General features: G+C 43.2%; 24 protein-coding genes. 3 read left to right on the plus strand and 21 right to left on the minus strand.

The annotated features are described in order from the left end of the window. The 4 genes from RWO08_RS08935 to lspA all read right to left on the minus strand — a co-directional run. On the minus strand, nt 1-2,050 hold a 2,050-nt coding region (locus tag RWO08_RS08935), incomplete at its 3' end, for a Cna B-type domain-containing protein (RefSeq protein ID WP_314211853.1). An 839-nt stretch (nt 2,051-2,889) separates the two neighbouring features. Next, a complete protein-coding gene (locus RWO08_RS08940) occupies nt 2,890-3,606 on the minus strand; it encodes a DUF2786 domain-containing protein (protein ID WP_314211854.1) in 717 nt (238 codons plus the stop codon). A gap of 38 nt (nt 3,607-3,644) precedes the next feature. Continuing rightward, the gene (locus tag RWO08_RS08945; protein WP_314211855.1) at nt 3,645-4,574 is read right to left on the minus strand and encodes an RluA family pseudouridine synthase; all 930 of its coding nucleotides are present in this window, start codon (nt 4,572-4,574) and stop codon (nt 3,645-3,647) included. 26 nt (nt 4,575-4,600) lie between these two features. Further along, on the minus strand, nt 4,601-5,053 hold the full coding sequence (lspA, locus tag RWO08_RS08950; protein WP_314211856.1) for a signal peptidase II: 453 nt from the start codon (nt 5,051-5,053) through the stop codon (nt 4,601-4,603). A 123-nt stretch (nt 5,054-5,176) separates the two neighbouring features. Here lspA and RWO08_RS08955 point away from each other — a divergent pair, with 123 nt between their 5' ends. Next, nucleotides 5,177-5,815 carry a YkyA family protein gene (locus tag RWO08_RS08955; protein ID WP_314211857.1) on the plus strand — a complete coding sequence of 213 codons (639 nt, stop codon included), beginning with the start codon at nt 5,177-5,179 and terminating at the stop codon, nt 5,813-5,815. A 16-nt stretch (nt 5,816-5,831) separates the two neighbouring features. After that, nucleotides 5,832-7,235 carry a putative glycoside hydrolase gene (locus tag RWO08_RS08960; protein ID WP_291428159.1) on the plus strand — a complete coding sequence of 468 codons (1,404 nt, stop codon included), beginning with the start codon at nt 5,832-5,834 and terminating at the stop codon, nt 7,233-7,235. Between the two features lie 56 nt (nt 7,236-7,291). Here the strand turns inward: RWO08_RS08960 and RWO08_RS08965 are convergent, their stop codons facing one another. From RWO08_RS08965 to RWO08_RS09035, 15 genes are all read right to left on the minus strand, one after another. After that, a complete protein-coding gene (locus RWO08_RS08965; protein ID WP_314062257.1) occupies nt 7,292-8,008 on the minus strand; it encodes a phosphate ABC transporter permease in 717 nt (238 codons plus the stop codon). Beyond that, complete coding sequence (locus RWO08_RS08970) at nt 8,009-10,186, minus strand: LicD family protein (RefSeq protein ID WP_314211858.1); 2,178 nt, start codon at nt 10,184-10,186, stop codon at nt 8,009-8,011. Then, the gene (locus RWO08_RS08975; protein WP_314211859.1) at nt 10,187-11,167 is read right to left on the minus strand and encodes a glycosyltransferase; all 981 of its coding nucleotides are present in this window, start codon (nt 11,165-11,167) and stop codon (nt 10,187-10,189) included. A 3-nt stretch (nt 11,168-11,170) separates the two neighbouring features. Beyond that, on the minus strand, nt 11,171-12,655 hold the full coding sequence (locus RWO08_RS08980; RefSeq protein ID WP_314211860.1) for an oligosaccharide flippase family protein: 1,485 nt from the start codon (nt 12,653-12,655) through the stop codon (nt 11,171-11,173). A gap of 175 nt (nt 12,656-12,830) precedes the next feature. After that, nucleotides 12,831-13,589, minus strand: coding sequence for a DNA repair protein RecO (recO, locus tag RWO08_RS08985; RefSeq protein WP_314211861.1), 759 nt, complete (start codon nt 13,587-13,589; stop codon nt 12,831-12,833). Nucleotides 13,590-13,617: 28 nt separating this feature from the next. Further along, entirely contained in the window at nt 13,618-14,523 is a 906-nt protein-coding gene (gene era / locus RWO08_RS08990; RefSeq protein WP_314211862.1) for a GTPase Era, read from the minus strand. Between the two features lie 25 nt (nt 14,524-14,548). Further along, a complete protein-coding gene (locus RWO08_RS08995) occupies nt 14,549-14,968 on the minus strand; it encodes a diacylglycerol kinase family protein (RefSeq protein WP_298078351.1) in 420 nt (139 codons plus the stop codon). Then, nucleotides 14,952-15,482, minus strand: a complete 531-nt coding sequence (ybeY, locus tag RWO08_RS09000) for an rRNA maturation RNase YbeY (protein ID WP_291428173.1) — start codon at nt 15,480-15,482, stop codon at nt 14,952-14,954. Before ybeY ends, RWO08_RS08995 begins: the two co-directional genes overlap by 17 nt. A gap of 26 nt (nt 15,483-15,508) precedes the next feature. Beyond that, complete coding sequence (locus RWO08_RS09005; protein WP_314211863.1) at nt 15,509-17,731, minus strand: HDIG domain-containing metalloprotein; 2,223 nt, start codon at nt 17,729-17,731, stop codon at nt 15,509-15,511. Between the two features lie 9 nt (nt 17,732-17,740). Beyond that, nucleotides 17,741-18,727, minus strand: a complete 987-nt coding sequence (locus RWO08_RS09010; RefSeq protein WP_023392036.1) for a PhoH family protein — start codon at nt 18,725-18,727, stop codon at nt 17,741-17,743. 164 nt (nt 18,728-18,891) lie between these two features. Beyond that, nucleotides 18,892-19,335, minus strand: coding sequence for a GatB/YqeY domain-containing protein (locus RWO08_RS09015; RefSeq protein ID WP_314211864.1), 444 nt, complete (start codon nt 19,333-19,335; stop codon nt 18,892-18,894). Then, nucleotides 19,335-19,724 (minus strand): RidA family protein, encoded by a 390-nt coding sequence (locus RWO08_RS09020; RefSeq protein ID WP_070755650.1) that lies wholly within the window; start codon nt 19,722-19,724, stop codon nt 19,335-19,337. The genes RWO08_RS09015 and RWO08_RS09020 overlap by 1 nt, the downstream gene beginning before the upstream one ends. 12 nt (nt 19,725-19,736) lie before the next feature. After that, nucleotides 19,737-20,939, minus strand: coding sequence for a MalY/PatB family protein (locus RWO08_RS09025; protein ID WP_314211865.1), 1,203 nt, complete (start codon nt 20,937-20,939; stop codon nt 19,737-19,739). A 142-nt stretch (nt 20,940-21,081) separates the two neighbouring features. Further along, nucleotides 21,082-21,255 carry a 30S ribosomal protein S21 gene (gene rpsU / locus RWO08_RS09030; protein ID WP_035364261.1) on the minus strand — a complete coding sequence of 58 codons (174 nt, stop codon included), beginning with the start codon at nt 21,253-21,255 and terminating at the stop codon, nt 21,082-21,084. Between the two features lie 138 nt (nt 21,256-21,393). Beyond that, a complete protein-coding gene (locus RWO08_RS09035; RefSeq protein ID WP_314211866.1) occupies nt 21,394-21,909 on the minus strand; it encodes a Fur family transcriptional regulator in 516 nt (171 codons plus the stop codon). Nucleotides 21,910-21,969: 60 nt separating this feature from the next. Between RWO08_RS09035 and RWO08_RS09040 the strand changes: the two genes are divergently transcribed. Then, nucleotides 21,970-22,797: a pyruvate, water dikinase regulatory protein gene (locus tag RWO08_RS09040; protein WP_306486957.1), complete on the plus strand. Its 828-nt coding sequence runs from the start codon at nt 21,970-21,972 to the stop codon at nt 22,795-22,797. 45 nt (nt 22,798-22,842) lie between these two features. Here RWO08_RS09040 and aspS read toward each other — a convergent pair whose 3' ends face one another. After that, nucleotides 22,843-24,609, minus strand: coding sequence for an aspartate--tRNA ligase (gene aspS, locus RWO08_RS09045; protein WP_314211867.1), 1,767 nt, complete (start codon nt 24,607-24,609; stop codon nt 22,843-22,845). Continuing rightward, on the minus strand, nt 24,609-25,937 hold the full coding sequence (hisS, locus tag RWO08_RS09050; protein ID WP_314211868.1) for a histidine--tRNA ligase: 1,329 nt from the start codon (nt 25,935-25,937) through the stop codon (nt 24,609-24,611). The genes aspS and hisS overlap by 1 nt, the downstream gene beginning before the upstream one ends. Between the last annotated feature and the right edge of the window lie 248 nt (nt 25,938-26,185).

Raw genomic sequence — 26,185 nt, forward strand, 5'->3', positions numbered from 1 at the left:
CAGTTTCTTCAACCGTGTAGACAGAAGGCTCATTCTTGCCATCTTGGTAGTATGGCAAGTTAGACCAGCTTACTTCCCCGCCTGCTTGAGGTACGTCTTTGGCATCGCCATAGTTAACACCATCACGTTTGAGTTGGAACTTAACAGCCGGACGTTTGCTTGCGTCTTGGTCGCCAGCCCAAACTTTGGTCGCTTTAAATTCAGTGTTACGGTAGGTGTTGGTTACAGTTGCACTTGTAGCGGTCTGATCACTATAAGCTACTTCATAGCCAGTACCTTCTACGCCAGTTTCTTCAACCGTGTAGACAGAAGGCTCATTCTTGCCATCTTGGTAGTATGGTAAGTTAGACCAAGTTACGACCCCACCGGCTTTTGGCACATCTTTAACATCGCCATAGTTAGCGCCATCACGCTTAAGTTGGAATTTGACAGACGGACGCTTAGAAGCATCTTGGTCACCTGCCCATACCTTAGTAGCCTTAAACCCTGTAGAACGTTTTTTGTTCTCAATTGTACGGATTACGCCTGTTTCAGTTACGGTTACTTCAGTCACATCATTGGATAACTCGTAACCTGCTGGAGCTGTCTCTTCTTGAATTTTGAAGGTTCCTTTTGCAGCTAAAGTATCTTTAATTTTATCAGAAATGGTTGAACCATCCGTGCCAGTAGGCGCTAAGCGGAATTCATTCCCATCTGGGTCAGTTACTTTAAAGACAGCGCCCGCTAAAGGCTTCTTAGTTTCAGCATCTACCTTATTAATCACAATACGGTAGGCAACATTCAATTGAATAGCCCCGCCTTCCGTCAAACTGCTACGACGACGAACTTCCTCTTTCGTGCTATTGTTTACTGCGTTATTAGGGAGGGGTTTATCATCACCTTGAACAGAAATCACGTTCCCAACGGTACTCCCATCCCCAGGAGCGGTTGTTTTATAGTCCAAAATGAAAGGTTTACCAGATGGGTTGAAGATAGTCATTTTGAACTTAGTGTAGTTATCACTGAAGCTAATAGAGTAGTCACTACCTTCTTCTAATTCATAACCATCATCTAAACCCCAGTTCTGATTAATCTTTTTACCCGACAAGAGACGGAAGCTTTCAGGGATAAACTGCATGTCCCCACTACCCTGGGAAATTTCATCATAAACAACATATTTATTATATTTGCCTAGGCTTGCGTTAAGACGAACACGCCAAGGGTGAACATAATTACCTGTAGTGCCCAGAGCAACAGATTCCCAAGGGTCTTCAATCATAACCCCCCATAACTTGTTAAAGTTCTCACCGCTTAGGTAAGGGCCGTTGTCAGTGACTGGGCCACGCGGATTTACTTTTAACACGATATTTACGCCTGCAGCGGAACCTTTATCTTTAAGGCGAATAGTAACTGGAGTTTTAATTGTATCAGATTTAAACTGTACAAAGAAACTTCCCCGTACACCATAAGCAGTATCCGCTTTTTTAGCTTCAAGGTATTTTTCTAAGTTTTGAATGCTGATATGAACTGAACCACCTTGACCAGGGCCGTTAGAAGTAACCTCCGCTACCCCAACGGCAATGCCAGTCGGACTGTCAATCAAGTCAAAACTCCCTGCTAGAACTGTTAGAGGTGCTGGAATTTCATATTCAAAGTAATCCCCATTGTTCAAGTTATAATCATAGTCTGCTAGGTCAAACTGCATTTCAAAACCGAAGAGCGACTCTTCTCTTAAGACGTAGTTACCGTCTTCATCCTTAGTTGCTTCACGAGCATTGTTATAGTCCCAAACAATGGCACTTCTAACTGCATTGTGTAAGGCTTTAGGTGTGCCGTTGATATTAGTATTAAGCGCTTGTGCTTGGGGGAAGGTTGCTTCCTCTTCAGATTCTGATGAAGCATTTTCATTTGCATCATCATTTGACGACGAATTTACAGACGATGAGACAAGCTCCTCGACATCGGATGCGCTACTGACATCCTGAGCAAAAGCCTCTAACGGGCCTGATAAAACACTGAAGATGAGCATTAAGATGGCAAACAGTTTTGCCCATTTAACATTTTCCTTCATATATTTTCCTCCTCTTGATTAAGTCATCCTCACGGCAACAGAACACTCTATGACAAAGGCCCTTGTGGGGCAAAGCCCTGCTTCAATCAGAATGAGTAGCCAAATCCTTAATCGCTATTCGTTCGACTAGTTAAGTCTAGGTTTCTTATATTTGCTAATTAACCAATAGTCCTATTCTTAATAAATTACTTTCTTATACAGACTTCCAATCTATCTTTATAAATGATAGTTTATTTACTACCTTTCGTCCTTGCCTATCACTTACACTTGATATTTATCATTTCACCAACCCCCTATAATCGTAAATATGAGTGATAGGACACGACTGAGATATTAATACATCAAGACATTGAGACAGTCTTATGACAATTGCACTAGAAAAACTATTTCATTTATATAACCAGTCACTGACATTATAACAAAAAGGTTACGTACTGTAAATCGAAAAACGTTAATTAATACCACATATTGTTTCTAATATTCGTATCACCATCTATATATAGAGGTCGAGACACCCAAATATACATATTTATAGATGTATAGTTATATAATCAACACAAAAATACGAACATTGCGATTATATAGAAAAGTTATTAATATTAACTTGTCTATATAAATTGACATTCATTAATCCGCTTTAAAGTTGTCTGGGCTTTATAACCTAGCATAAAATAGATACATCAAATTTTAATTTATAATATTTTTTGCAAGCGCAACCAGTTTTGCGGTTAAATTTTTCGTACAAATATATTGGTTTGATTGAGATCTTAAAAGCACAAAAAAAGTAGTTAACTCACAGAATAACTACTTTTCTTTGCAAACGTTTTTGATATTAAATTCTAATTATCTCCGTAATCTAGCTGAGCAGCCTCAAGACTCATTGATTTAGCTTGTTGATAGCCACTCTCATAGGCCAAGCCCTCTTCAGTGACATGAGGTTGCTTAAAGACAATATGCCCCTGAACCTGAGCGCGGAAAGCCTCTCTTACTTCTTCAGGAACTTGAATTACCAAGGAATAGCCCGCTTCTTCCGCTACCATAACTTGACGCTGACGCTCATATTTTGCTGCTAAGCCATCCATAAAACCTTGATAATAGGCTCGACGTTGGCTTTGCTTCTGGGAGGAGGTCAAATCTTGGCTAACTAATTTAAGGTGTTGTCCGGCATGATACTTCATGGCCTTAGTCGCTAGTTGAAAGACATGATAGGCTAAATCCACGTCTGACTGATATCCCATATAGACGATCTTGCGCTGAGTTTTTGATTGATGAGGCAATCGCGTGCTCTGCACATAGAGCATAATGCGAAAATTATCTGCAATAGTTCGTGCCAATAGCTTCTCCCACCAAAAGAGGGTTTTGTAGACAGATAAGGAACGTGTGACAATGACATCTAGACTAGTGGCCGCATCTAGCTCATGCTGAGATATTTTATGCTTAAGCATGAGTTTTTGTGCCATCAAGAGAGCTGTCTGGCTCTCCTCATCCTGGTTACCGTCCTCTGCTAGCTCAAGCAAATTACGGATTTTATCCAAGATTTTATCATTTGGATTCATGAATACCCGACCTTTCTGTGGAAACGTTGGTCATAAATTCAAGCTAACTGACTTAAAACTTGCTCAAAATGACCTGGCAGTGGCGCCTTAAATTCTAACCACTCACCTGTTCTAGGATGTTGTAATTTAAGTGCATAGGCATGAAGTAGTTGGCCAGACATATCATGGACGAGTGACTCTTTGACATGGTCCAGCCCCTTGCGATAAACAGGGTCACCAACTAGTGGATGTCCAATAAACTCTAGGTGGACACGAATCTGGTGAGTCCGCCCTGTCTCTAGCTCCAAGTCTAATAAAGTAGCATTCTCATAACTTTCTAAGACTTGAAAACGAGTTAAAGCATATTTCCCGTCTTTAGCAACCGTCCAACGCAAGCGATTTGCTGGATCTCGTTGCAGCGGGGCTTCAATAGTACCTTGCGGAGCTTTGACGTGGCCGTGCACGAGTGCCATATATGAGCGACGCATATCATGATTGACTAGTTGGTCTGCTAGTGCTTGGTGAGCGGCATTATGTTTAGCTACTACTAAGAGACCAGAAGTGTCCTTATCAATCCGATGTACGATACCAGGGCGGTATAAATCCGAGCCACAGGACAGATTTCCGTTCAAGTAATGAAGTAAGCCATTAACCAGGGTTCCCTGTAGATGGCCTTTCGAAGGATGCACGACTAGTCCTGCTGGTTTATTAATGACCAGAATATCGTCGTCTTCATAAACAATATTGAGATCCATTGCCTCAGGTTCTGGTAGGGTGTCTTCTTCTACTATAAGGCTTCGACGCTCAACGAGGAGGCATTCATCTCCCTTTAGTTTAAAGTTGGCTTTTTGATGGTGATCATCAACCTTTACAAGGCCGTCTTTGATAATCTTTTGAATAGTTGAGCGGCTTTCGCCAGGCATTAAGTCGGTTAAAATCTTATCCAGACGTCCCGCTTGCCCTTTTAATTGATATTCCTCTGCTGTCATAAGCAACTCCTTCTTTGCGACATTCTTTAAAATAAACTCAAATCTTGCTCTTTTGCGAGTAGAAGTAAAATGATAACACCAATCGTCAAGGCTGAATCCGCTAGATTGAAAATTGGGAAACTGATAAAATCCGTTTGTAGCATATCAACAACATAGCCATTGACAAGACGATCAATCAGATTGCCTAATGCACCGCCTACTAGACATCCATAGGCAAAATTGACCCAGGAAGAGCTAGCATGTTTTTTATAAATTTTATAGCTGAAAAAAGTAACTGCTAAGACTGTAATAGCAATAAAGAGACCTTGAGCTCCGGGTAAGATGCCCCAAGATGCCCCCCTATTTTGTACGTGGGTTAAACTGAAAAATCCAGGAATAAGCTTAATTTGGGATCCTAGCGCAAGGTTTGAAACAACCCAAAACTTCAGACCCTGGTCGGCAATTATAAGGCCAACTATCGTAACCAATGCGACTAACATGTCGTTCTCCTTGTTAAATGCGTTTTCTTTTTGGTATAATAAAGATGTATAAGTTCTATTATACCTCAAAATGGTGAAGAAAACACCTAGGTGGCACCTAAAAACTAAAGTAAAGGAGTCTTTATGAAGCGATTCAAATATCTATTGATTTTGCTCTGTAGTTGCCTTTTTCTTGTGGCTTGCGACAATTCCTTAACTCGCGTAGATCGCGCTGTAGGCCTAATTCAAGAGGATACTACTGCCATTCTCAATGATTTAACCGAAATTCAAACACAAGAAAAGAATTTACAAGCAGCTTTTGAAACAGACTTAGGCCAAAATGATTTGGCGCTTTTCAACAAAAATGATAGCCAAGTTGAGAAAAACATTCAAGAACGCAAATCAAGAATTGATGATATCAATAAAAAGCGGACTCACCTTCAAGAGATGCTCAAGGAACTTAGTCAGGGAACTGATAATAAGAATCTTCCCACTGACAAATTCCAAGATATCAGCACTGCCATTAATCAATTAGACCAGGATTTAGCTACTTATGTAACGGACTATACGGCGAATTTGGCCCTGGAATCTCAATCATTCAAATCCATTGCTAATCCAGAATCTAACTACCAGTCTTTCTTTGATGTCTTAAAAAACGTTAACACACTCTCTACAACAAATCTCATGAATCTAGACAAGGTTCTGCCCCATTTTGAGAAATTAAATGCTAATCTAGTCAATCTTAAAGTTGAACTAGTTAAATTGAAAGAACAGAAAAAATAGCTTCAGGAGGTAATGCATGAAATCAGTCAAACCAGGCGCTATCTTGCTGCTCTTGATGCTCATTCTGACCGCATGTCAGAAGCAAGAACCCGCCCAACCGACCTATCAGACTCTCCCTCAGGTACAGGCTAAGTACACTGCAGATGAGATAGCCGACTTCAATAATCGGCGGAGTCAAGGCAAAACCAACCGTTATGAGGGAATTAAGATTGAAGATGGTCGTATTCTCGTGACTCCAACCAATTTACCTAAGGCTTTATTCTACGATAGTGGGATAAATATTGCTTATCCTAAAAATGGCGTAAAAGGCATCTATCTTTCACCTGAGATTATCGCCGACCAGACCAAGTTCCAGAATGTCATTGCTATGATGAAACGAAACGGCCTTAATGCTGCTGTTATCGACTTCAAGGATGACTATGGTCAAATTGTCACCCAAATCGAAACCGATAATGCCATGGTTAAAGAAAACATAGTTCAAGTGGCCGATTTAAAAGCCGCTCTCAAGACCTTAGAAGCTAACCAGATTTATCCAATTGCACGTATTGTTACCTTCAAAGATAACATGATGTCGGATAAACACCCAGAACTCTCCTTCCACTCACGTGAGACAGGAAGTATCTGGTCGGATGGCAATGGCTCTCAGTTTATTAACCCCTACCTAGAAGAAGTATGGAAATACAATATCGAAGTTTCTATTGCGGCCGCTAAGATGGGCTTCAAGGAAATTCAGTATGACTATGTCCGCTTCCCAGAAGGATTTGAGACCTTTGCTGAAGATTTACGCTTCGACAAAGGCAACTACAGCAACTATGTCTCCGCAAGTGGTAATAAGATTGAAGGTGAAGACCGGGTTGCGGCTATTACTGACTTCTTGAAACTCGCCAAAGAACAACTTGCGCCATATGGTGTTAAAGTTGGTGCCGACGTCTTCGGTATTACGGCCGTTACTAGTGGTCAAACCGAAACAACCGGGATTGGTCAAGACTTCGCTAAAATGGCCGAGCAATTAGATGTTATCTCAAGTATGATTTATCCTTCTCACTGGGGGACAGCTTTCTTCGGTATTGAGCTACCTGACTTACACCCTTATGAATTAGTCGATGAGTATATGTTCTCGGAAGAACAGGTGCTTAAAAACGTCCAAAATAAGGTAATCAGTCGCCCTTGGATTCAAGACTTTACCGACTCAAGCAAACCAGTAGGCACCTACCAAGAATACGGCACCTTACAGGTTCAGGCACAAATTAATGCCCTAGCCAAGCACAATATTCACGAGTTCTTACTCTGGAATGCTAACGGTGATTATTCTGAAGGCATTGATGTCAGTGGTAACAACACCAATAACCCAACCACCAATCAAGGTTCTAACCATCAGATGCAGAATACACAACAGAATCAAAATAACGGCAATCACTAGATAGCAGAAAATCCCCGTCACTGATTAATTCAGTGACGGGGATTTTCTATTCTTGCTTAAGGTAAGAGCTTAACTTGAGCTGGTTCAGACGATACTTGCTGATAAATCGGGTTAGCTTGCCAATGATAGTGAGTGTTAGGTTCCATGAAATCTGCGCCATATAGTAAGGAAAGATAGCGATGGCAATCTTGCGGTACCATTACTTTATGTTCTTCAATATTGGCCCAAACAATCTCCATTAGTGGTAATTGATAACGATAAGCCATCAAGCGAGTTGGCTGGCCGATGGCATTAATCTTGAAGTCAATAGTGACACTCGAAAATTGAGTCTCTGTAACCTCATAGAAGATAAAGTCAATGTTAAGCCCATTAAAATCATAGGCCCGTTCTACGACTTTCCCCTCATAGGTAAAGTCCTTGCGTTTTCGGAATCCATTAGCTAAGAGATGACCTTCATAGACATCAAAGGCCTCTAAGTCACTGACTTTGAGAGCAAAGTCCATATCAATATCATGCTCAATGCGCCCACCTTCACGGTAGTAACCTAGCAGACTACCAAAATCCAACCATAAATCAAAGTTTAAGTGGTCTTGATCATAGACAATCTCTAAAATCCGGTCGAAGTTAGCCCTTAATAGAGCTTGTCGCCCTTCATCTAACTCTTTATTAGCCTTTTGATTTAACTGCTTAATAATCGGCAATTTTTTAATGCTGTCCTTGTGTTTACCTAAGAGACTGGCCAAACTCCGTTTAGCCCATTGCATAAGTGACATTTAGGCTTCCTCCCTGTAAGCAGTAAATGGCGCGTGTTGAACACGGTCTTCTTCTGCAGGCAATTGCATATAATCTGCTCCATAGATAGCCGTCAGAACTTGATCGTAATCTGACAGAATTTGATAGCGACGATCTTCAAATTGAGCCTCTTGAACCTGTTCATGTGACATCTTAACAAAACTAGTATCGCGACGTTTCTTCTCCATCAAGTAATCAAGGCGATTAGAGTCGCTCCCCTTCTGTGCTAATTGGTCCATTTTTTGGTTCCAAATACGAGGTGGCAAGAGACGGAAGAAGAAATTCACGGCATAGCGAATAAGGTTACCTAAGCCTCCCTCTTCGTTACGAATGCCATTCCAAGAATAGGCCGAAAGTTGCCGCAACTGATCTAGGCGGTCCATTTTTGCTTGATCTCCCTTAGCATGGTCAAAGGGAAAGACATCCACACAAATGCCTAATTTACTTGGCCATGCTAAAGTGTTATTTTCATAAAAAGTACGCTTATCAACCACCCGATAAAATGGGAAAGGATAATGCCAAGCATCTTGGAAGCCCGTAACCTGGAAAACTGGATGACGGTCTGCCTTGATGGCTTGATAGAGGCGCTCATACTCTGAACGAACTAAGGCAATATCCATATCATCATCCCAAGGAATGAAGCCTTTATGGCGAACAGCCCCCAATAAAGTACCGTAAGCCAAGCTATATTGGATTTGCTCACGTTGACAAATGGCATGGATATAGTCCATGATTTCAAGTTCAACTTGGCGAACTTCTTGATCATTCAACTGACGATAACCGGCATAATCCTTCGCTATAACAGCTTCGTAATAGCCCAAGATAGCGAATAAAATGACCCCTAAGAAGGAAATTCCGTATAAGGTCGAACTCAAGAACAAGTTGGAAGTAAAGATAACTGCCATCATAGCTAGAATCATATCTAAATCCTGGCGGCTAACGCCTTTCTTGTTGAGGGCCCACCATTTGACCAAGAGCCGCTTGGTAGACGCCAAGATAAAGAATCCTAAAGTGATAAAACCTAAGATACCATTGTAGAATAGGACTTCAATATAACCATTATGAGTGAGATAGTGCTGCTTAACCACATAACTATTGGCATCATAAGACTTAGCTACACTGTGCCAGTTACCTGAAGAAAAACCTAAGATTGGACGGTAAGGAACTAGAGCCAAGGTTGACTTCCAAATATCGAAACGGTTGTTAGAGATATTGGTTTCCTCAGTATCTGACCGTTTCAAAGTCCCTTCACCAGTGGTAACCTTTTGATTACCTGTCACGCTGGCTTCATCGTTGAGGATGTGGATACCACCTGATTGTTTTAGGTAAAACTCCCCTACTGTGTCAACACTGTAGACCCCGACCCCAATAGCTGCAAAGACCACACAGATAGTTAAGAAACGCTTCTTCAATTGCCAGCCAGAAATGTTGACCATGCTGTAGATTAGGGTAGCAGCAAGCAAGCATAATAAGGCTGTTCTAGAACCTGATAAGACAATGTAAACGAAGTTAATAACAATAGACGAGACGATTGCCACTTTCATCCAAGTCACCTGACTCTTACGCCATTGACTTAAGAGGAAGAGGACTGCCAATAGCGATATAATGGCCAAGTAGTTAGGGCTAGCCAAAATCCCAAATAAACGGGACTCAATAAAACCTTGACGAATAATTAAACCTTTATAGTCGCTGACGTGATAACCAATCAAGGCAACGAATTGGCCAATGGAAATCAAATCACCGATAGTATTGACGATGACAACTAACCAGAACATGTTACTCAGCAAACGCTTAGCTTGTCCTTGACCCAAATTAATAAAGATTGGGTAAATGGCAAAGAAGTAAAGGAAGAATATGACCATATTCTTGAAGTTTGCCATATAACCAAAGTTAACCACCAAGAGACTTGTCACAATATTCAAGAGGAAGAAAGCAACTAGCCAAGGTAGTAAACTGAGTTTGAGATGAACCTTCTTGGATAATAAGTTATAGAGCCCTAATAAGCACCCCATTAAGGTGATGGTACCATATACTAAAGGATGGGCACTGAGAAATTGTAAGGGAACAATAAGCCCCGCCATACAATACATAATCAACGCTAATAAAAAGCAAGTATTGATTTGGTAGTAATGTTTCTCAATCCAATCAAATCGTATCATTTATCCATGCAACTCCTTTTTGTATTTCTTACTAATGATTTGCTTATAGAGAGCAGGACTAATCTGTAAAGCAAGCATACTAAGTTTACGCCCCTTGGTGAAAAGCGGATCACGCATAATCTGCCAAAAGTGGTCTGTTAGATAAGACCGTAAGCGTTTTTTAAGACTGTCATCTTGATAGTCTGAATCTAGCAACAAACGATCATAGACATAGAAATGCGCCCAATAGAGCCGTGTCATAGCTACTGGCAACAAATCTGGGTAGTCCCGTTTGATAATTTCATAGTTTTGTTGATAAGCCTCAATCACATTGAGGTACTTGAGTGAGAATTTCTGGGTGGTAATGCTATTTGGACGGTGCATATAGTAATAGAGTTTAGCATCCGTCGCCACCACTCGCTGACACTTGGCTAGCAAGCGAATCATGATGAAGGCATCTTCAGCAATCTTCCCCAACTCAAAATTCAAGTCATCGAAGAGTGAACGCTTATAGAGTTTAGTTGGTGCCATGACCGTGAAGCCTTTAGCCGCCATCACATGGCCGATGGCCTCTTTGGCTGTAAAGATCCAAGTCTGTGCTTCTACTTCTGGTCCGCTCAGAATCTGGTCATCATAAATATCATAGTGAGAGCACATGGCCAAGTCTGCTTGGGCAGAGACCATCTCTTGATAAAGAGTCTTCATCATATCCAAAGAAATAACATCATCACTATCAATAAAGGCAATGTACTGCCCTTTTGCTTGAGCAATGCCCGTATTTCTTGCAGCCGATAAACCACCATTAGCCTGCGAAATCAGGCGAATACGTTGATCTTCTTGCTCTAAACGCTGACAGATTTCTAAACTCTTATCAGTAGAGCCATCATTGACTAGCAAGATTTCAAGGTTAGTATGACTTTGCTTGCAGATACTTGTCACGCATCGCTCCAGATATGATTCCACATTGTAGACAGGAACTACAACCGTAATTAAGTCTGACATGGTCTATCCCCTTCTTCTTAATTTATTGCCAACTGCTTCTACCATACCGGTCAGAACAGGATCTTTAAGTAACCAGAGGGCCGCGAGGTAGTATATGCCACATAGGGTCATTAAAATGGCAAGATTTACTAAGACAGCTAAGTTTAAATGCGTCATTCGCACTGGAGATAGTGCGTTAACCACTATGCTGATTGGGATAAACCCTGCAGCAATCAGCCCATAGCGTAAGAAACTGCCAATCACAGGTTTTAACTTAATTAAGCCATGGCGTTTGATAAAGTAGATTTCGAGGGCAATTAGGACTCCTTCTGATAACCAAGTGGTTAAGATATAGATTTCTGGAGATGAGAAATGCATATTGAGGAGTAGGAACTTGAAGGCTAGGTTGAGTAAGCCACAGGCGAAATAATAAAGGGTCAAACTCCGTTCATAGCCATGAATGAAGATAATCTGATTAGCGAAAAGGGTCTCAATAGACCAAGTAATACTCCGAATCCCAAAGATGGCTGTTACAGTCGCGGCTCCCATATAGGCTCCCCCACCATAAAGCAAGACAGCATAATTGCCTGTTATGAAGAGCCCTAAACTAATTGGCGCAATCAAGAAGGCAAAGAGACGTGCCCCTTTGTAGACTAGGTTGTCATAGGCTTCGCGGTTATTCTGGCCAAGATAGTATCCCAAACGTGGAATACTCACCGAAATCGGACTACTAATTAGAGTCGCAATCATAGTTGAAATTTTTTGGCCTTGGCTATAAAGGCTGACGGCATCCTCTGAATCTGTATAGGATAGGAAGAGCTTATCCAAAGCCGTATAAAGGGTCACTGCACTGGACATAAGTAGCAAACTAATCAAAGGCAGAATCATGGACAGCATATCTTTAACCTTGACCTTGACTAGCTTGACTTGACGCTTAATCCAGACAAAACCGAAGAGATAGTTGAGAATTTGAGCGCCAGACATGACCATTGCATAAATGATAATATCCTCGGCCGTTTTAACAAAGCCAAAGAGCGCCACAATCATAATAATGCGCAAGATGATGGTCTTAATTAAGATAAAGCGATAATTCTCGAAGGCCTCCACCATCCACTCAATATAGAGGAAGCTAGATAGAATCTGACTTCCCAAAACTAAGTAAATTGCCAACTGACTCTTCTGGTGAACAGTCGCATAGACATAGCCCACATAGAATAGCGTCGTTAGGATGGATGAAATAACCGTAATGTAGAACAGGCTCGAGAAGAAGTAATTGACCTGATCTCGGTCATGCTTAACCTTACTTATTTGCCGGACACCAAAATAATAAACCCCTAAAGAGGCAAATGGTAAGAAAATGTTCATCAGCGTGTCGCCAGCATTAAAGTAGTTATATTCTACCGAGTTTTGAAAGACCCGGTTAATATAGGTTCCTGTGAGGACAGGCACCACCACGTTCGCAAATCGCACTAAGAAATTCGCGAGGGCATTGGTTTTGATGTTTTTCATGGAACCTCCCATAGCTATTTTGCTAATTGAAATTTGTCTCCACCTATTTTACCACGAAAAGGCGAATTATTCACCTGATTTCCAAATTCTTAATCTTTTAGGGCTTAGCCAATAGTCTAGCATGTCAGTAAGTTGTTAGCTATTCATCACCAATTAAGCGACGAAAAAGCTTAAACTAAGTACTTGACCAGTCTAATTGCGTAATCTGATCCAAATAGGACTTACTCTTGAGACGAATACCGACATATTCTTGATAGATAGCATCCATGAGCAGTCGCAGGTCCTTAAGAGTCTGATCACTTAAGTTAATGTTTTGGATTTGTTTTAAATCCACTTGGGACAGACGTCGGGCTAGGTGCACTGCTCGACTAGAAACTGGTAGGCAATGAATATCCAAAGAGGCATGACGGTCACACAAGACGGATTGACGCTTGAGACTAAATCTTAAGGGGCGATCACTGACCTGGCAAGCTGCACAAGAAGCCCATTGAATATGAATGCCAAAGACTGGCAAGAGATGAATTTCTAGATAAGCCACAATGACTTGAGGAGCTAAGCCTTGATTTAAGGCTTCAAGCACCTGTAATAGAAGCTGATAGAGCTTAGGGTTGGCTTGATTGTCCTCTAGAGATGCATCTAGGAGCTGTAAGACATAGATGCCATAGGCCTGAAGCAAAATATCAGCCTGCAATCTTTGGAAAAGTTGGATTGACTGGCTTTCCTTTAAAAAAGAGAGTCCGTCGTCTTGAATGTCACCAATATAGGCATGATGAGTCATAGGAAGGCAGGCGCTTGTCAGCCGATGATGGCCCCGATAAAGACCGCGCACAAAGAACATCTTAGTCCCAAATTCTTGGGTAAAAATCTTGACCAAGCCATCATGTTCGCGGTGAGGACGCTTGAAGAGGACAATGCCCTCAAATCGTTCATTCATGCCCCCTGCTCCCTTCTATCACCATCTCTTAGTAGTTATCTGGACGATAGCCAAAGTCACTCAGATTGGTTTGACGATCGCGCCAATTCTTCTGAACCTTGACCCACAAATCTAAATAAACCTTGTCATCCAGCAATTGCTCAATATCACGCCGAGCCAATTGGCCGATTTTCTTAATCATTTGACCTCCAGCCCCAATGATAATCCCCTTTTGGCTCTTGCGTTCCACAATAATGGAAGCTTGAACTTCAATCTTGCCATTCTCATTGCGTTGCATACTTTGCACTTGAACTGCTACGGAATGGGGAATCTCTTCCTGAGTCAGGAGTAAGATTTTTTCACGGATAAATTCGGCCACTACAAAATATTCGGGATGGTCCATAATCTGACTGTCTGGATAGTACTTTGGTCCTTCCGGTAGAGCTTCTTGCAACTTAGCCACCAATTCCGGCACATTGTTACCTTGCGTAGCCGAAATCGGAAAGACTTGGTCAAAGCTTCTGACTTCTTGGTAGCCTTCAATAATAGGCAAAAGATCATCTGGTTTAACTAAGTCAATCTTGTTAATGACTAAAAAGACAGGTACCTTGACATTCTGGATACGCTCCATAATCAATCGATCGCCGGGCCCCATCTTTTCTGCAGCATTGACCACAAATAATACGGCATCTACCCCTTTGAGGGCGCTATAAGCCGTATTAACCATGAAGTCACCCAAGGCATGTTTAGGCTTATGAATACCCGGTGTATCAATGAAAACAATTTGGGCTTGGTCATTGGTTAAGACTCCCTGGATTCGATTCCGAGTGGTCTGTGCCTTATCCGACATAATGGCGATCTTCTGCCCTACAAAGCGATTAAGTAAGGTTGATTTACCAACATTAGGGCGTCCAATAATGGCTACGAAACCAGATTTAAATGCTTCTTTACTCACGTTTCACGCTCTCTTTCTCTAAGACTTAAGCAAGACCTAACAGAATGGCTAGCACATGCCAGACTTTAGGGCCTAGGACCAGGAATCCCACTCCTACTGCCACCAAAGCCGCCACAACAACTGCAGCTGCTGCTACATCCTTGGCAACCTTGGCCAAGGGATGTAATTGTTCTCCAACTACCAAGTCAACTGTGGCCTCCACGGCGCTATTGACCAGTTCCATGCACCAAACCAATCCTGTCACAAGCAGCAAGAGACTAGCCTCAACGGCATTGACTCCAAGCAAGCCCACTATGATTAAAACCAAGACGGTCACCCCCGCGTGAACCTTGAGATTACGCTCATTAGCTAAGGCATAGCCCAAACCCGACAATGAAGCGCGGAAGGAAGCCAAGATACTTGGATTGGCATGATGCTTGTAGGGGTGTTTATCGCGTGAGACCATAAGTCGTCAACACCTCTTCTTGGATTTTAAACATTTCCTGCGCTTCTTCTTCTGTCTGGTGGTCATAACCATTGAGATGAAGGAAGCCATGAACTGCTAGAAAAGCCAGTTCACGGTCTAGACTGTGACCATAGTCCTGAGCCTGTTCCTGAGCACGAGGGTAGGAAATGATGATGTCCCCTAAGTGTTGAGGTATAGCTTCTTCATCCTCAAACTCTGTCTCCTCTAAATCTTCTGTCTCTTCCGCTTCCTCAGTAAGGTCTAAATGAGCAAAGTCCACATCAAACTCACTGGTTACTTCGGTCAAGGCGAAGCTCAAAACATCCGTCGGTTTGTCCAAACCACGGTAGTCTCGGTTAAGCACTTGGATTTCTTCATTAGACACAATGGAAAGATCTAATTCAATTCCCTCAGGCAAGTTCAGATACTTTGCAGCTGCTTCAATGACTTCATGAAGCAATTTTTCTTGACCAGATGCCAGGTAGGCTTGGTCATCAATAATATCAACTAACATAAATGTCCTTTCTAACCCTAAATGGCCTACTTAGGATATTCTATACGGGTGTGATACATACTTGCGACTCCACGAATTAGAGAGGCTTGTACGATTTTTAATTCATTAACGGTTAAGTCACAGTCAGAAAACTGGTCATCCGCCACTTTACCTTGGATAATACCACCTACAAGTCCTTCTATGCTTGCTTGACTATACTCCTTAAGGGTACGGCTAGCAGCCTCAACCGAATCAGCAATCATGATGACAGCAGCTTCCTTAGTCCGTGGCTTAGGACCAGGATATCGAAAATCTGCCTGATTGACAGGATGCCCTTCCTGTTGGGCTTGATAGTAGAAGTATTTTACCAGTGTAGTCCCATGGTGTTGCCAACAAATATCCTGAATGGAAGTAGGCAAATTATGAGCCTCCATAATTTTTACCCCAGCGGTTACGTGACCTGTGATAATCTGGGCACTTTCAATCGGCTTAATCATTTTATGTGGATTTTCAACGCCTGCAGGCAAATTCTCAACGAAAAAGAGTGGATGCAGTGTCTTCCCCACATCATGGTAATAGCTAGCGACCCGCGTTAGCAGGGAATCTCCGCCAATGGCTTCAACCGCATTGGCACTAAGATTAGCTACCATCATGCTGTGGTGGTAGGTACCTGGTGCCTTCTCAATCAAGTCCTTAAGCAAAGGATGATTAAGGTTGGCTAGTTGCTGTAGGCTTAATTCTGCGCTTGGGTTAAAGATGCGCTCCCAGTAAGGAGACAAGGACAAGTAAAAAATGACCGTCATCAGGATATTAGCCAGCATTAGCCCTGCCATACGTCGACCTTGGAAGGTTGTTAAATCCATGTTAAAGCCCAGTAATAGAGGCAGAATGGTCAATAACTGTAGACCAATATAAGCAGGAACAAAACGTCGTTTACGCCCTAACCAAACCTTGGCATTTACCAAAATCATACCGATTAAACCAGTAAAACAATAAAAGACCAGAGGCATGAGACTTTCCAAAATATTAAAGACATCACTCAAGACGAAAAGTGCCATCACATTGAAAGATACCAAGCCAATTAAGCCATCTCGCATACTGGTTTTGGGTACTACAAGCAGTGGCCACAAACTAATTGGTAACAAGAGCGTTGCCCAGGCAAAGCCCCCTACTTGAAGTACTTCGAGAGCCTTCAAGACAGCGAATAGCCCCCCAAAGGCTAGCGCATAGATGGTCATAGCCATTTGACGCTTGGCACTTGGTGCTTGCTTGAAACGGAAGCCTTCGGTATTCAATCCTAAGAGCAAGAGGAAATGCGCAATAATCAAGGCGTAGAAGATATAAGCATTATAGCGCCCTACACTGGCATCCAAGTAACCAAAAAGCTTGAGTTGACGCAAGACAGTCGAATCAATGACATGCCCTTCTTGGACAATAATTTGACCTTGAAGAATATAAGCTGGTTGAACGGCAGCCGCCGCTTCTTCTTTCAAGCGGTTAGTTTCTTCTTGGTTATAAACCAGGGTTGGTACAATAAATGGTTGAATGAAGTCTACCAGGGCCGACTGATACTGACTATATTGCCCTGCTTCCCGAAGGCTAGCCCGTAGCTTGCTTAGGTTAGCCGCAGTATTAGCAGGCTCAATTTCCTGACTTAAGGTTTGACTCAGCAAATCAACCATATAAGTCGACATAGTTTCAAACTGCTTGTCATCGAGTGATAGCCAGAGATTACGGGCGTTATCTGGTAAGGATTCATTCAAACTCATGAGGGCAACTGACCCTTGTTTTAAACTTTGATTATAGAGCAAGAGTCGCTCTGCCTCCGTTAATTGAGTCCAATAGAGACGTTGACTGTTGCTAGTAAAGGATGCCTTAAGGGTCTCAAGGTCATTATCAGACCAGCCTTGAGCGCGGGCAGCCGACTCAAGGTCGCTGGCACGATAATCCTTCTGCCTTACTCCTTTGACAAATGAAAAATACTGATTCAACAAATCAACCTGTTGGTTTTTAACTTCGGGTGAGTAAAGTCGAACATCGGAAACACGACTGCGTGCATGTTGGCGTAATTCTTCTGTACGTTCAGTATCTTCTACTGTTTTAGGAGCCCGAACGGTAATATCAGCTACTCGGTTAAGGGCAAAATTATAGGTTCTAGGTTGAACACTGGAATAGCCCAAAAGCAAGAGCCAAAGTGCCAGAACTAGGCCCACTAGGATTTGATAACTCAAGCCCATTTTAGCTTGCAGACGCTCTAAACGTCGATTCATTCCTATCACCTACACTTCGCCCATGTTCTCATCGGGCAACTTGCGACTGTAAGCTTTGATAATATCTGCCACTACAGGGTGACGCACCACATCGAAGGCATCAAAGGTCACAAATTGGATGCGGTCAATTCCCTTAAGCTTACTTTGAGCATCAACCAAACCTGATTTTACCCCTTTTGGCAAGTCGATTTGCGTTCTATCCCCATTAATAATCATCTTAGAGCCGAAGCCTAAACGGGTGAGGAACATTTTCATTTGGGCAATGGTGGTATTTTGAGCCTCATCTAAGATAACAAAGGCATCATCCAAGGTACGGCCCCTCATATAAGCCAGAGGAGCAATCTCAATGACGCCACGTTCCATCAGGCGGTTGGTTTGTTCTGCCCCATAGATCGTATAGAGCGCATCATAGACTGGACGCAAATATGGGTCCACCTTTTCCTTAAGGTCACCTGGCAAGAAGCCCAGGCTCTCCCCTGCTTCTACTGCTGGCCGCGTTAAGATAATCTTCTTCACTCGCCCTTCCTTCAAGGCTTGAACCGCTAGCACCACGGCCAAGAAGGTCTTCCCTGTCCCCGCAGGCCCAATGCCGAAAACCACGTCCTGTTTGGCAATAGCGCGTGTATATTGTAACTGACCAAAGTTCTTGACCCGGATGGCCCGACCATCTGCTGCTCGACCAATGACTTCCTCATAGAGATTGAGGAAGTAATCCAAGGTATTATTCTGGGCCATCTTAATCGCCGTCACAATATCCATGGTGTGCGGTGTAATATGGCGTTCTAGCAATTGCACTAATTGGTTAACAACCTCTAGTGTCAACTCAACAGCTGCTTGACGACCAGTAATAGTTAGTTGCTCACCACGCGTCGTGATAAGCACTTCAAAGTGTTCTTCAAGTAATTGTATATGGTGATCTTGATTGCCCAAAATGGCTAAAAGCCAATCCGGATTGGAAATAATTAACGTCTGACTATATGGGTGTTGTTCCGTCATAAGCAATCCCTCTCTTCTTCACGTCTCAGACGACGTCAGGCTAGATACTAGTGGACACACTAGGCTGATTCTATTATACCTTGTCTTGGACTAAAAGTCATGATTTGTGACATTTTTGCGCCTTAAAACAAAAAAACAGGAGCACAGCTCCTGTTAACTAAAACTTAGCCTAAGAGACGTTTAACAGTCTCATTAATGGCTTTACCTTCTGCTTGGCCCTTAAGGCTGCTAGCAGCTAATCCCATGACCTTGCCGAAGTCTGCCTTGCTAGTAGCTCCAACTTGCGCCATAATCTCACGAATCTTGGCCTCTAAAGCCTCAGGGCTTAGCTGTTCTGGCAAGTATTTTTTGACAATAACAATTTCGTCCTGGGTAGCAGACACTAAATCCTCGCGATCCGCTTTCTTAAATTCAGCCAGGGAATCACGACGTTGCTTGAGTTCCCGGGAAATAATGGTAATTTCTTGGTCTTGGCTTAAGGGCTCAGGCTGTTCTAGCGCCTCTTTCTGGAGAGCAGCTTTCAGCATGCGCAAGACCTTAAGGCTATCTTTGTCCTTGGCCTTCATGGCAGTTTTAATATCTTGATTAATCCGTTCTGTTAAAGTCATTAGACTTCCTCCTTATAGGCTACCAATTCGATTTCAATACCAGCATTGAGCGGAAGTTTCCCCACTTGAAAGGCTGATCGAGCTGGATAGTGGTCTTGGCTAAAGTATTGGCCATAGACCCCATTGACTGTTGCAAAGTCGGCAATGTCATTGAGGAAAACAGTCGTCTTAACCACATGGTCAAAAGTCATACCCTTTTCAGCTAATAAGGCTTTAAGGTTGGCAAATACTTGATGGGTTTGATCCCCGATAGTAGCTGGCATATTACCAGACACAGGATCGATTGGCAGTTGACCTGAGGCATAGAGCCAGCCCTTGACATAGCTAGCATGTGAATAAGGTCCTACTGCTTTGGGTAACTTATCTGAAATAATACGTTGGATAGACATAAGTAAACTCCTTTACTCTTGATTTAATCGCTTATTCAAAGCTGAAATGATGCGATCTGCAGCCTCAGCCACAAAATCTGGATGGGTAGCACAATTGAGACGAACGAAAGTGGCAGTTTGACGGCCAAAGGTCAACCCAAAGTTAACTGCCAGCCCCGCTTCATGAATCATGAAATCCTTAATCTGACTTGCTGGCAAATAGGCCCCAAAATCTATAAAGGTGACATAGGTAGCTTGACGGTCAGGTATGACCAAATCCGGGAAGACAGCTAATAGGGTTCGACGTAAGTAGTCATCATTGTAGTCTACTGTTGCATTAAGACCTTCTAACCACTGGCTACCTGATTCATAGGCAGCTTGTGTAGCTAATAATCCCATCAGGGAGTGGCTGGCTTGATGATAAGGTGCCACGCCTCGGTCGTATGCTTGTCCTAATTTTTCATCTGGAATGACCACATGCGAATTAAGCAAACCTGCTAAGTTAAAGGTCTTAGATGGTGAATTTAAAACAATGACTAGGTCACGATAGACGCTTAAGCGGTCATCCAAGGCAGAAACAAAGTGATTGCCTGCCGCTACAAAGTCTTGATGGATTTCATCAGAAATCAGATAGACTTGATGGCGACGGCAAATGGCTAGGAGCTGCTCCAACTCTTCTAGACTCCAGAGACGACCTGTTGGATTGTGTGGTGAACAGTGAATGAGTAACTTGACCTCTTCCGCTACAATTTGCTTCTCCAAGGCATCGAAGTCAATTTCATAGCGGTTATTGCGCAATTGCAACTGATAATCCACTAATTTACGGCCCGTGTCTTTAACGGCGCCGTGGAAGGGTGGATAAACAGGCGTCATAATCATGACCCCTTGACCCGACTGGGTCAAGATTTGAACTAGCCAATAAAAGCTGCTGACAACTCCGGGTGAAAAACGAACCCAGTCAGGCTCAATCTCAACGCCAGCTCTTTCTTGCTGCCACTTGATATAGGCTTGATAGTATTCAGGGCAAGGATAGGAATAACCAAAGACACCATGGTCTACCCGCTCATGTAAAACCTTTTGGACTGCCTCAGGCACCTTAAATTCCATATCGGCAATCCACATACCAAGTAAATCAGGGGCTCCAAAAAGCTCTTGACTTAAGTCCCATTTCTTACAGTTACTACCACGACGGTCTGTAAAATACCGTTGGCAAAAATCAGCTACACGTTGATTCATGGTCATCCCACCTTGTCCTAATGATGTTCTTATTATCCCCTTTTCAGGCTAAATTTGCAAGTAAAGTAAAACACCCAATGACCTTGGCCACCGGGTGTTTTAAATCGCTATGTATCGCTATTTATAAGCTAGCGTAATGTTATTAAAACTTACGTTTACGAGCTGCTTCTGATTTCTTCTTACGACGTACAGATGGTTTTTCGTAAAACTCACGTTTACGTGCCTCTCTTAAAGTACCTGTTTTAGAAACGTTACGCTTAAAGCGACGAAGAGCGTCATCTAGAGATTCGTTTTCACGAACGACTGTTTTAGACATGGGTTTCCCTCCCTCCGAGCTTTTAGTAACCTTTCCTAGATAAAGCATCTAAATAAGATTCCTTGTCTATTATAGCCTACTTCTTACCTATTTTTCAATAGGCTTTTTTCATTTTTTAAGGTTTTATTACCATAATTTTCATGATTTACCTTTGCATTGCGCACACTTACCAAAGACATCAAAACGATGCCATTCGATTTCCACTTGCGATAGGTCTGTCTTAACCTGGTCCATAGGACATGCATCCAATGGGATGGTCCGGCCACACACTGTGCAGATAAAATGATGATGGTGGTGCCCATGATCACAATTCCAACAATTAATCCGGAACATTTGCTCACCATTGTACTCTGTTGCCTCTAAGAGTCCTTCGTCTACAAAATCATAAATATTGCGATAAGTCGTATTATAGCTCATGGTTGGATATTCTTTGGCTAATTGTTGATGAATATACTTGGCGCTTAGATAGCGTTGATTTTCCGCAAATAAATGCAGAATCTCCTGACGCTTCTTGGTCATTTTATAGCCAGCTGCTTTTAACTGTGCCATGCCACGTTGTACAATTTCATCAACTGACATGTCTTCAGTCTCTTGATGGTCATGCGACTGACAGTGATGATGCCCATGGCAATCATGATGGTGATGATCAACCATATACAAGCCCCCTTCAAATATGCTATGATGTAAGTGATTAAGAATTGGAGGCGACTCACCATGGAAGACACACGTCCAACTTTACACTACTTTATTATTTCGGATGCGATTGGAGAAACTGCTCAAAAGGTTGCGCAGTCATCCCTTGTTCAATATCCGTCAGCACATAAAGTATGTCACAAATACAACTTTATTTCAAATATAAACGATTTGGATATTGCCCTAGAAGATGCAGCTGCTCATGATGGTTTAATCTTTATGACCATGATTAATAACGAGATGGCAGCCTATGCTGAACGCTTTTTCAACAAGCACCAGCTGACCTACTACAATCTCATTCAACCGATTGTAGACGAAATTGGCTATCGGATTAACATGAAACCAACCAAGATTATTGGGGCCCAACACGAGCTATCTGACCGCTACTTCGACAAGATTCGGGCTATGGAATACTGTATGTCTTTTGATGACGGTAAGGACCCTAAAGGGTTCGAAGAAGCCGATATCATCCTACTGGGTGTCTCCCGTACAGGTAAGACGCCTCTCTCCATGTACCTGGCCATGTTAGGTTACAAGGCAGCTAACCTGCCACTAATTCCAGAAAATGAATTACCAGAAATTCTCTTCAAGTTAGACCCTAACAAGATTGTCGGACTGACTAACCGTGTAGAAGTTATTAACCAACACCGGGATGCCCGTATGCGGGAATATGGCATTACTAGTCCAACTAAGTACGCCTCCTTCGATCGCATTCAGGAAGAATTTGACTTTGCCCAAGAAGTTTATAAACGCATTGGTTGCCAAACCCTAGACGTCTCCCAACGTAGCATTGAAGAATCTGCTGCCATTATCCTCAAAATGCTAGACCTACACAAGCATGAAAACTAAGGCAAAATGCCCTGACAGAACATTCTGTCAGGGCATTTTTTATGCTTATTCTGCATCTACTTGGAGATGTAATTCTTGTAATTGAGCACTCGCAACATCACTTGGAGCTTGGATAAAGGTATCCACCCCACGACCATTCTTAGGAAAGGCAATGACTTCCCGGATGTTTGGCTCTTTGGCTAAAAGCATAACCAAACGGTCTAGACCGAGCGCCAAACCACCGTGTGGCGGGAAGCCGTAGTCTAAGGCGTCCAAGAGGAAGCCAAATTGACTTTGTGCTTCTTCTGGTGTGAAACCAAGCAAGTCGAACATTTGCTCTTGCATGGCACGGGTGTGAATCCGGATGGAGCCCCCACCAATCTCATAGCCGTTAAGCACGATGTCATAGGCCTGCGCCAGGGCTTGATCTGGATTGGCCTTAAGGGCTTCTAAATCAAGGTTTTGTGGCGAAGTAAATGGGTGGTGGGCTGCGAAGTAGCGCCCTGCTTCTTCGTCATATTCGAAGAGCGGCCAGTCGGTAATCCAGACAAAGGCTAAGGCATCCTCGTCGAAGAGTTGATGAGCTTTGGCTAGGTTAACCCGTAACTCACCCAAAGCAGCAGCAACCACATGAGGTTTATCCGCTACGAAGAAGAGAATGTCACCAGGTTCCCCTTGGGTCAGGTCTAGAATAGCTTGCGTGTCAGCTGGTTCAGCAAAGAACTTGGCAATTGGGCCGTTCAAGCCTTCTTCGGTTACTTTCAACCAAGCAAGGCCTTTGGCGCCATATGGCTTGACTACTTCTACTAAAGCATCCGCGGTCTTACGAGTGTAAGCATCTGCTTGCCCCTTAAGGTTAATTGCCTTAACTTGGCCTCCCTCTTTGACCGTGTTAGCAAACACAGAAAATTGACAGTTGACAGCAAAGTCACTTAAATCCTTCAAGGTCATATCAAAACGAATATCTGGTTTATCCACCCCATAATGAGCCATGGCATGGGCATAAGTCATGCTTGGGAAGGCATCAGTCATATCCAGACCTCTGGTAGCCTTAACCACTTCTTTAAGCATTTGTTCCACGATTTCTTGGATGTCAGCTTGGTTTAAGAAGCTAGTTTCTAAGTCAATCTGAGTAAATTCTGGTTGGCGGTCACCCCGCAAGTCCTCATCACGGAAGCAACGCACGATTTGATAGTAACGGTCAAAGCCTGCCCCCATCAACAACTGCTTGAATAATTGCGGAGATTGAGGTAAAGCGAAGAACTTACCTGCTTCACGGGTTGCAACCAAGTAGTCGCGCGCCCCTTCGGGTGTGGACTTAGTCAAATAAGGTGTCTCAACATCGATAAAGCCTAAATCATCCAAATAACGGCGGATGGCGCTAGTAACTTGGTGACGGAGGCGTAAGTTAGCTTGCATACGTGGACGACGAAGGTCTAAGAAGCGATGACGCATACGGAGATCATCTTGAATCTCAGCCTCATTGTCTAAGTAGATAGGTGGTGTCTTAGAAGTAGCTAAAATGGTCAACTTCTCAGCCATCAATTCAAAATCACCAGTCGGAATTTTGGCGTTACGCTGTTTCTCATCACGGTATTGCAGCGTCCCCGTCACTTCTAGGACATACTCGCTACGAATACGCTCAGCGTCGGCCATGGCCTCCCCTAAGTGGTCGCCATTGAGCACAACCTGACAGAAACCTTCACGGTCTCTTAAGTCAATAAAAATTAAGCCCCCTAGGTCGCGTCGTTTTTGTACCCAACCTTTAAGTGTGATTGTTTGGCCAACTTGTTCTTGACCGACTTGCCCACAGTACAAACGTTTTGTAGACATTAAAATTCCCCCTTAAAATACTTATCAATGACTGAGGTATCCACCGTTAACTGGCGATAAGTCCCCATAAAGTCTTCTAATACTTGATCAAGTGGCAGTGTGACTTGCTTGCCACTAGCAGGATGCTTGGCTTGTACGGTCCCGGCTGCTAACTCGTCTTCCCCGATTGTCAAAATCACTTGGGCTTTGAGCTTGTCAGCTTGCTTAAATTGTGCTTTGAGGCCACGATCTAAGTAATCCCGCTCTGCCAACAAGCCTTCTTTACGGGCTGCTTGAACTAGACGCAAGGCCATGATATTGCTTGCCTGGCCTAGGCCCATAACGTAAATGTCGAAAGGTTCAGCTTCAGGCACTTCCACTTCCTGTTGCTTAAGGAGTAGCAAGAGACGTTCTACCCCAATCCCGAAGCCAAAACCAGGTGTAGCAGGTCCACCAAGAGCCTCTACCAGACCATCATAACGGCCACCACCGCAGATGGTAGATTTAGCGCCAATGGCTTGATCATCCACCATAATTTCAAAAATCGTGTCTTGATAGTAATCCAAACCACGAACCACTGATGGATCGACAAGATATGGAATCTCTAGGGCTTCCAACATGGCCTTTACGGTCTCGAAGTGTTCCTTGCTTTCTGGGCTGAGGTAGTCTGGAATCTTTGGCGCATTGGCAACTAGAGCCTTATCTTCTGGTGCCTTAGAATCTAAAATCCGCATAGGATTGTCAGTCAGGCGACGTTGTGAGTCTGCACTTAATTGGTCAGCCAATGGTGCGAAATAATCAACCAAGGCTTGACGGTAGCGCGCCCGGTCCTTGCTAGAACCCAAGGAATTGATATAGAGAGTCAAACCTTCGATGCCCAATTCCTGGAAGAAGTCCCATGCCAGAGCGATAGTTTCCGCATCTGTCGCCGGATTGGTCGAACCGAAGACTTCTACCCCAATTTGATTAAACTGACGTTGCCGGCCTGCTTGAGGGCGTTCATATCGGAACATAGACCCCATGTAGTAGACTTTGTATGGTTTTGCATGCTCGGGGCCAAAAAGTTTGTTCTCGACAAAGGCCCGAACGACCCCCGCAGTCCCCTCCGGACGTAAGGCGCAATGGCGGTCGCCCTTATCCTTAAAGTCATACATTTCCTTGGATACAATCTCCGAAGTATCCCCTGATGAGCGAGCAAATAGCTCATAGGCTTCAAATAAAGGAGTCCGGATTTCTTGAAAATTATAGGTTTCAAAAACTGCGCGGGCAGAATCTTCTATATACTGCCAGATTCGACTTTCTGCTGGCAAGATATCGACTGTGCCCTTCATTCTTTTCACTTGTGCCATGATAAGATCCTCCTAGTAAATATTGGTGATGGTTCCCTATAAAAGCAAACACGTCCTATAACCCCTGAGGATTATAGGACGTGTCAAAACGTGGTACCACCTATTCTTCGCATGATTTCAACATGCCTTTGGACCGTAACGGGGTCAGCGGAACAAGTTTTCACTCATTCATCTCGGTAGTGTCTTGAAGGTTTAAATTGTGTCCTTGCAGCCTAGGGAACACTCTCTGAAGCAAAACCTCTACTTGT

The organism is uncultured Abiotrophia sp. (genome assembly GCF_963520105.1).
Lineage (GTDB): Bacteria > Bacillota > Bacilli > Lactobacillales > Aerococcaceae > Abiotrophia.

Bases quoted from the DNA above. Each gene is read 5' to 3' on its own strand.
- RWO08_RS09020 (WP_070755650.1), bottom strand. From the start codon at position 19,724: ATGTCTATCCAACGTATTATTTCAGATAAGTTACCCAAAGCAGTAGGA.
- RWO08_RS08955 (WP_314211857.1), top strand. From the start codon at position 5,177: ATGAAGCGATTCAAATATCTATTGATTTTGCTCTGTAGTTGCCTTTTT.
- RWO08_RS08980 (WP_314211860.1), bottom strand. From the start codon at position 12,655: ATGAAAAACATCAAAACCAATGCCCTCGCGAATTTCTTAGTGCGATTT.
- rpsU (WP_035364261.1), bottom strand. From the start codon at position 21,255: ATGTCTAAAACAGTCGTTCGTGAAAACGAATCTCTAGATGACGCTCTT.
- aspS (WP_314211867.1), bottom strand. From the start codon at position 24,609: ATGTCTACAAAACGTTTGTACTGTGGGCAAGTCGGTCAAGAACAAGTT.
- RWO08_RS08960 (WP_291428159.1), top strand. From the start codon at position 5,832: ATGAAATCAGTCAAACCAGGCGCTATCTTGCTGCTCTTGATGCTCATT.
- RWO08_RS09010 (WP_023392036.1), bottom strand. From the start codon at position 18,727: ATGACGGAACAACACCCATATAGTCAGACGTTAATTATTTCCAATCCG.
- hisS (WP_314211868.1), bottom strand. From the start codon at position 25,937: ATGGCACAAGTGAAAAGAATGAAGGGCACAGTCGATATCTTGCCAGCA.
- RWO08_RS09005 (WP_314211863.1), bottom strand. From the start codon at position 17,731: ATGAATCGACGTTTAGAGCGTCTGCAAGCTAAAATGGGCTTGAGTTAT.
- RWO08_RS08975 (WP_314211859.1), bottom strand. From the start codon at position 11,167: ATGTCAGACTTAATTACGGTTGTAGTTCCTGTCTACAATGTGGAATCA.
- RWO08_RS09025 (WP_314211865.1), bottom strand. From the start codon at position 20,939: ATGAATCAACGTGTAGCTGATTTTTGCCAACGGTATTTTACAGACCGT.
- lspA (WP_314211856.1), bottom strand. From the start codon at position 5,053: ATGTTAGTCGCATTGGTTACGATAGTTGGCCTTATAATTGCCGACCAG.
- RWO08_RS08995 (WP_298078351.1), bottom strand. From the start codon at position 14,968: ATGGTCTCACGCGATAAACACCCCTACAAGCATCATGCCAATCCAAGT.
- RWO08_RS09035 (WP_314211866.1), bottom strand. From the start codon at position 21,909: ATGGTTGATCATCACCATCATGATTGCCATGGGCATCATCACTGTCAG.
- RWO08_RS08940 (WP_314211854.1), bottom strand. From the start codon at position 3,606: ATGAATCCAAATGATAAAATCTTGGATAAAATCCGTAATTTGCTTGAG.
- RWO08_RS08970 (WP_314211858.1), bottom strand. From the start codon at position 10,186: ATGATACGATTTGATTGGATTGAGAAACATTACTACCAAATCAATACT.
- RWO08_RS09015 (WP_314211864.1), bottom strand. From the start codon at position 19,335: ATGACTTTAACAGAACGGATTAATCAAGATATTAAAACTGCCATGAAG.
- RWO08_RS08965 (WP_314062257.1), bottom strand. From the start codon at position 8,008: ATGTCACTTATGCAATGGGCTAAACGGAGTTTGGCCAGTCTCTTAGGT.
- RWO08_RS08945 (WP_314211855.1), bottom strand. From the start codon at position 4,574: ATGACAGCAGAGGAATATCAATTAAAAGGGCAAGCGGGACGTCTGGAT.
- RWO08_RS09040 (WP_306486957.1), top strand. From the start codon at position 21,970: ATGGAAGACACACGTCCAACTTTACACTACTTTATTATTTCGGATGCG.
- ybeY (WP_291428173.1), bottom strand. From the start codon at position 15,482: ATGTTAGTTGATATTATTGATGACCAAGCCTACCTGGCATCTGGTCAA.
- recO (WP_314211861.1), bottom strand. From the start codon at position 13,589: ATGAATGAACGATTTGAGGGCATTGTCCTCTTCAAGCGTCCTCACCGC.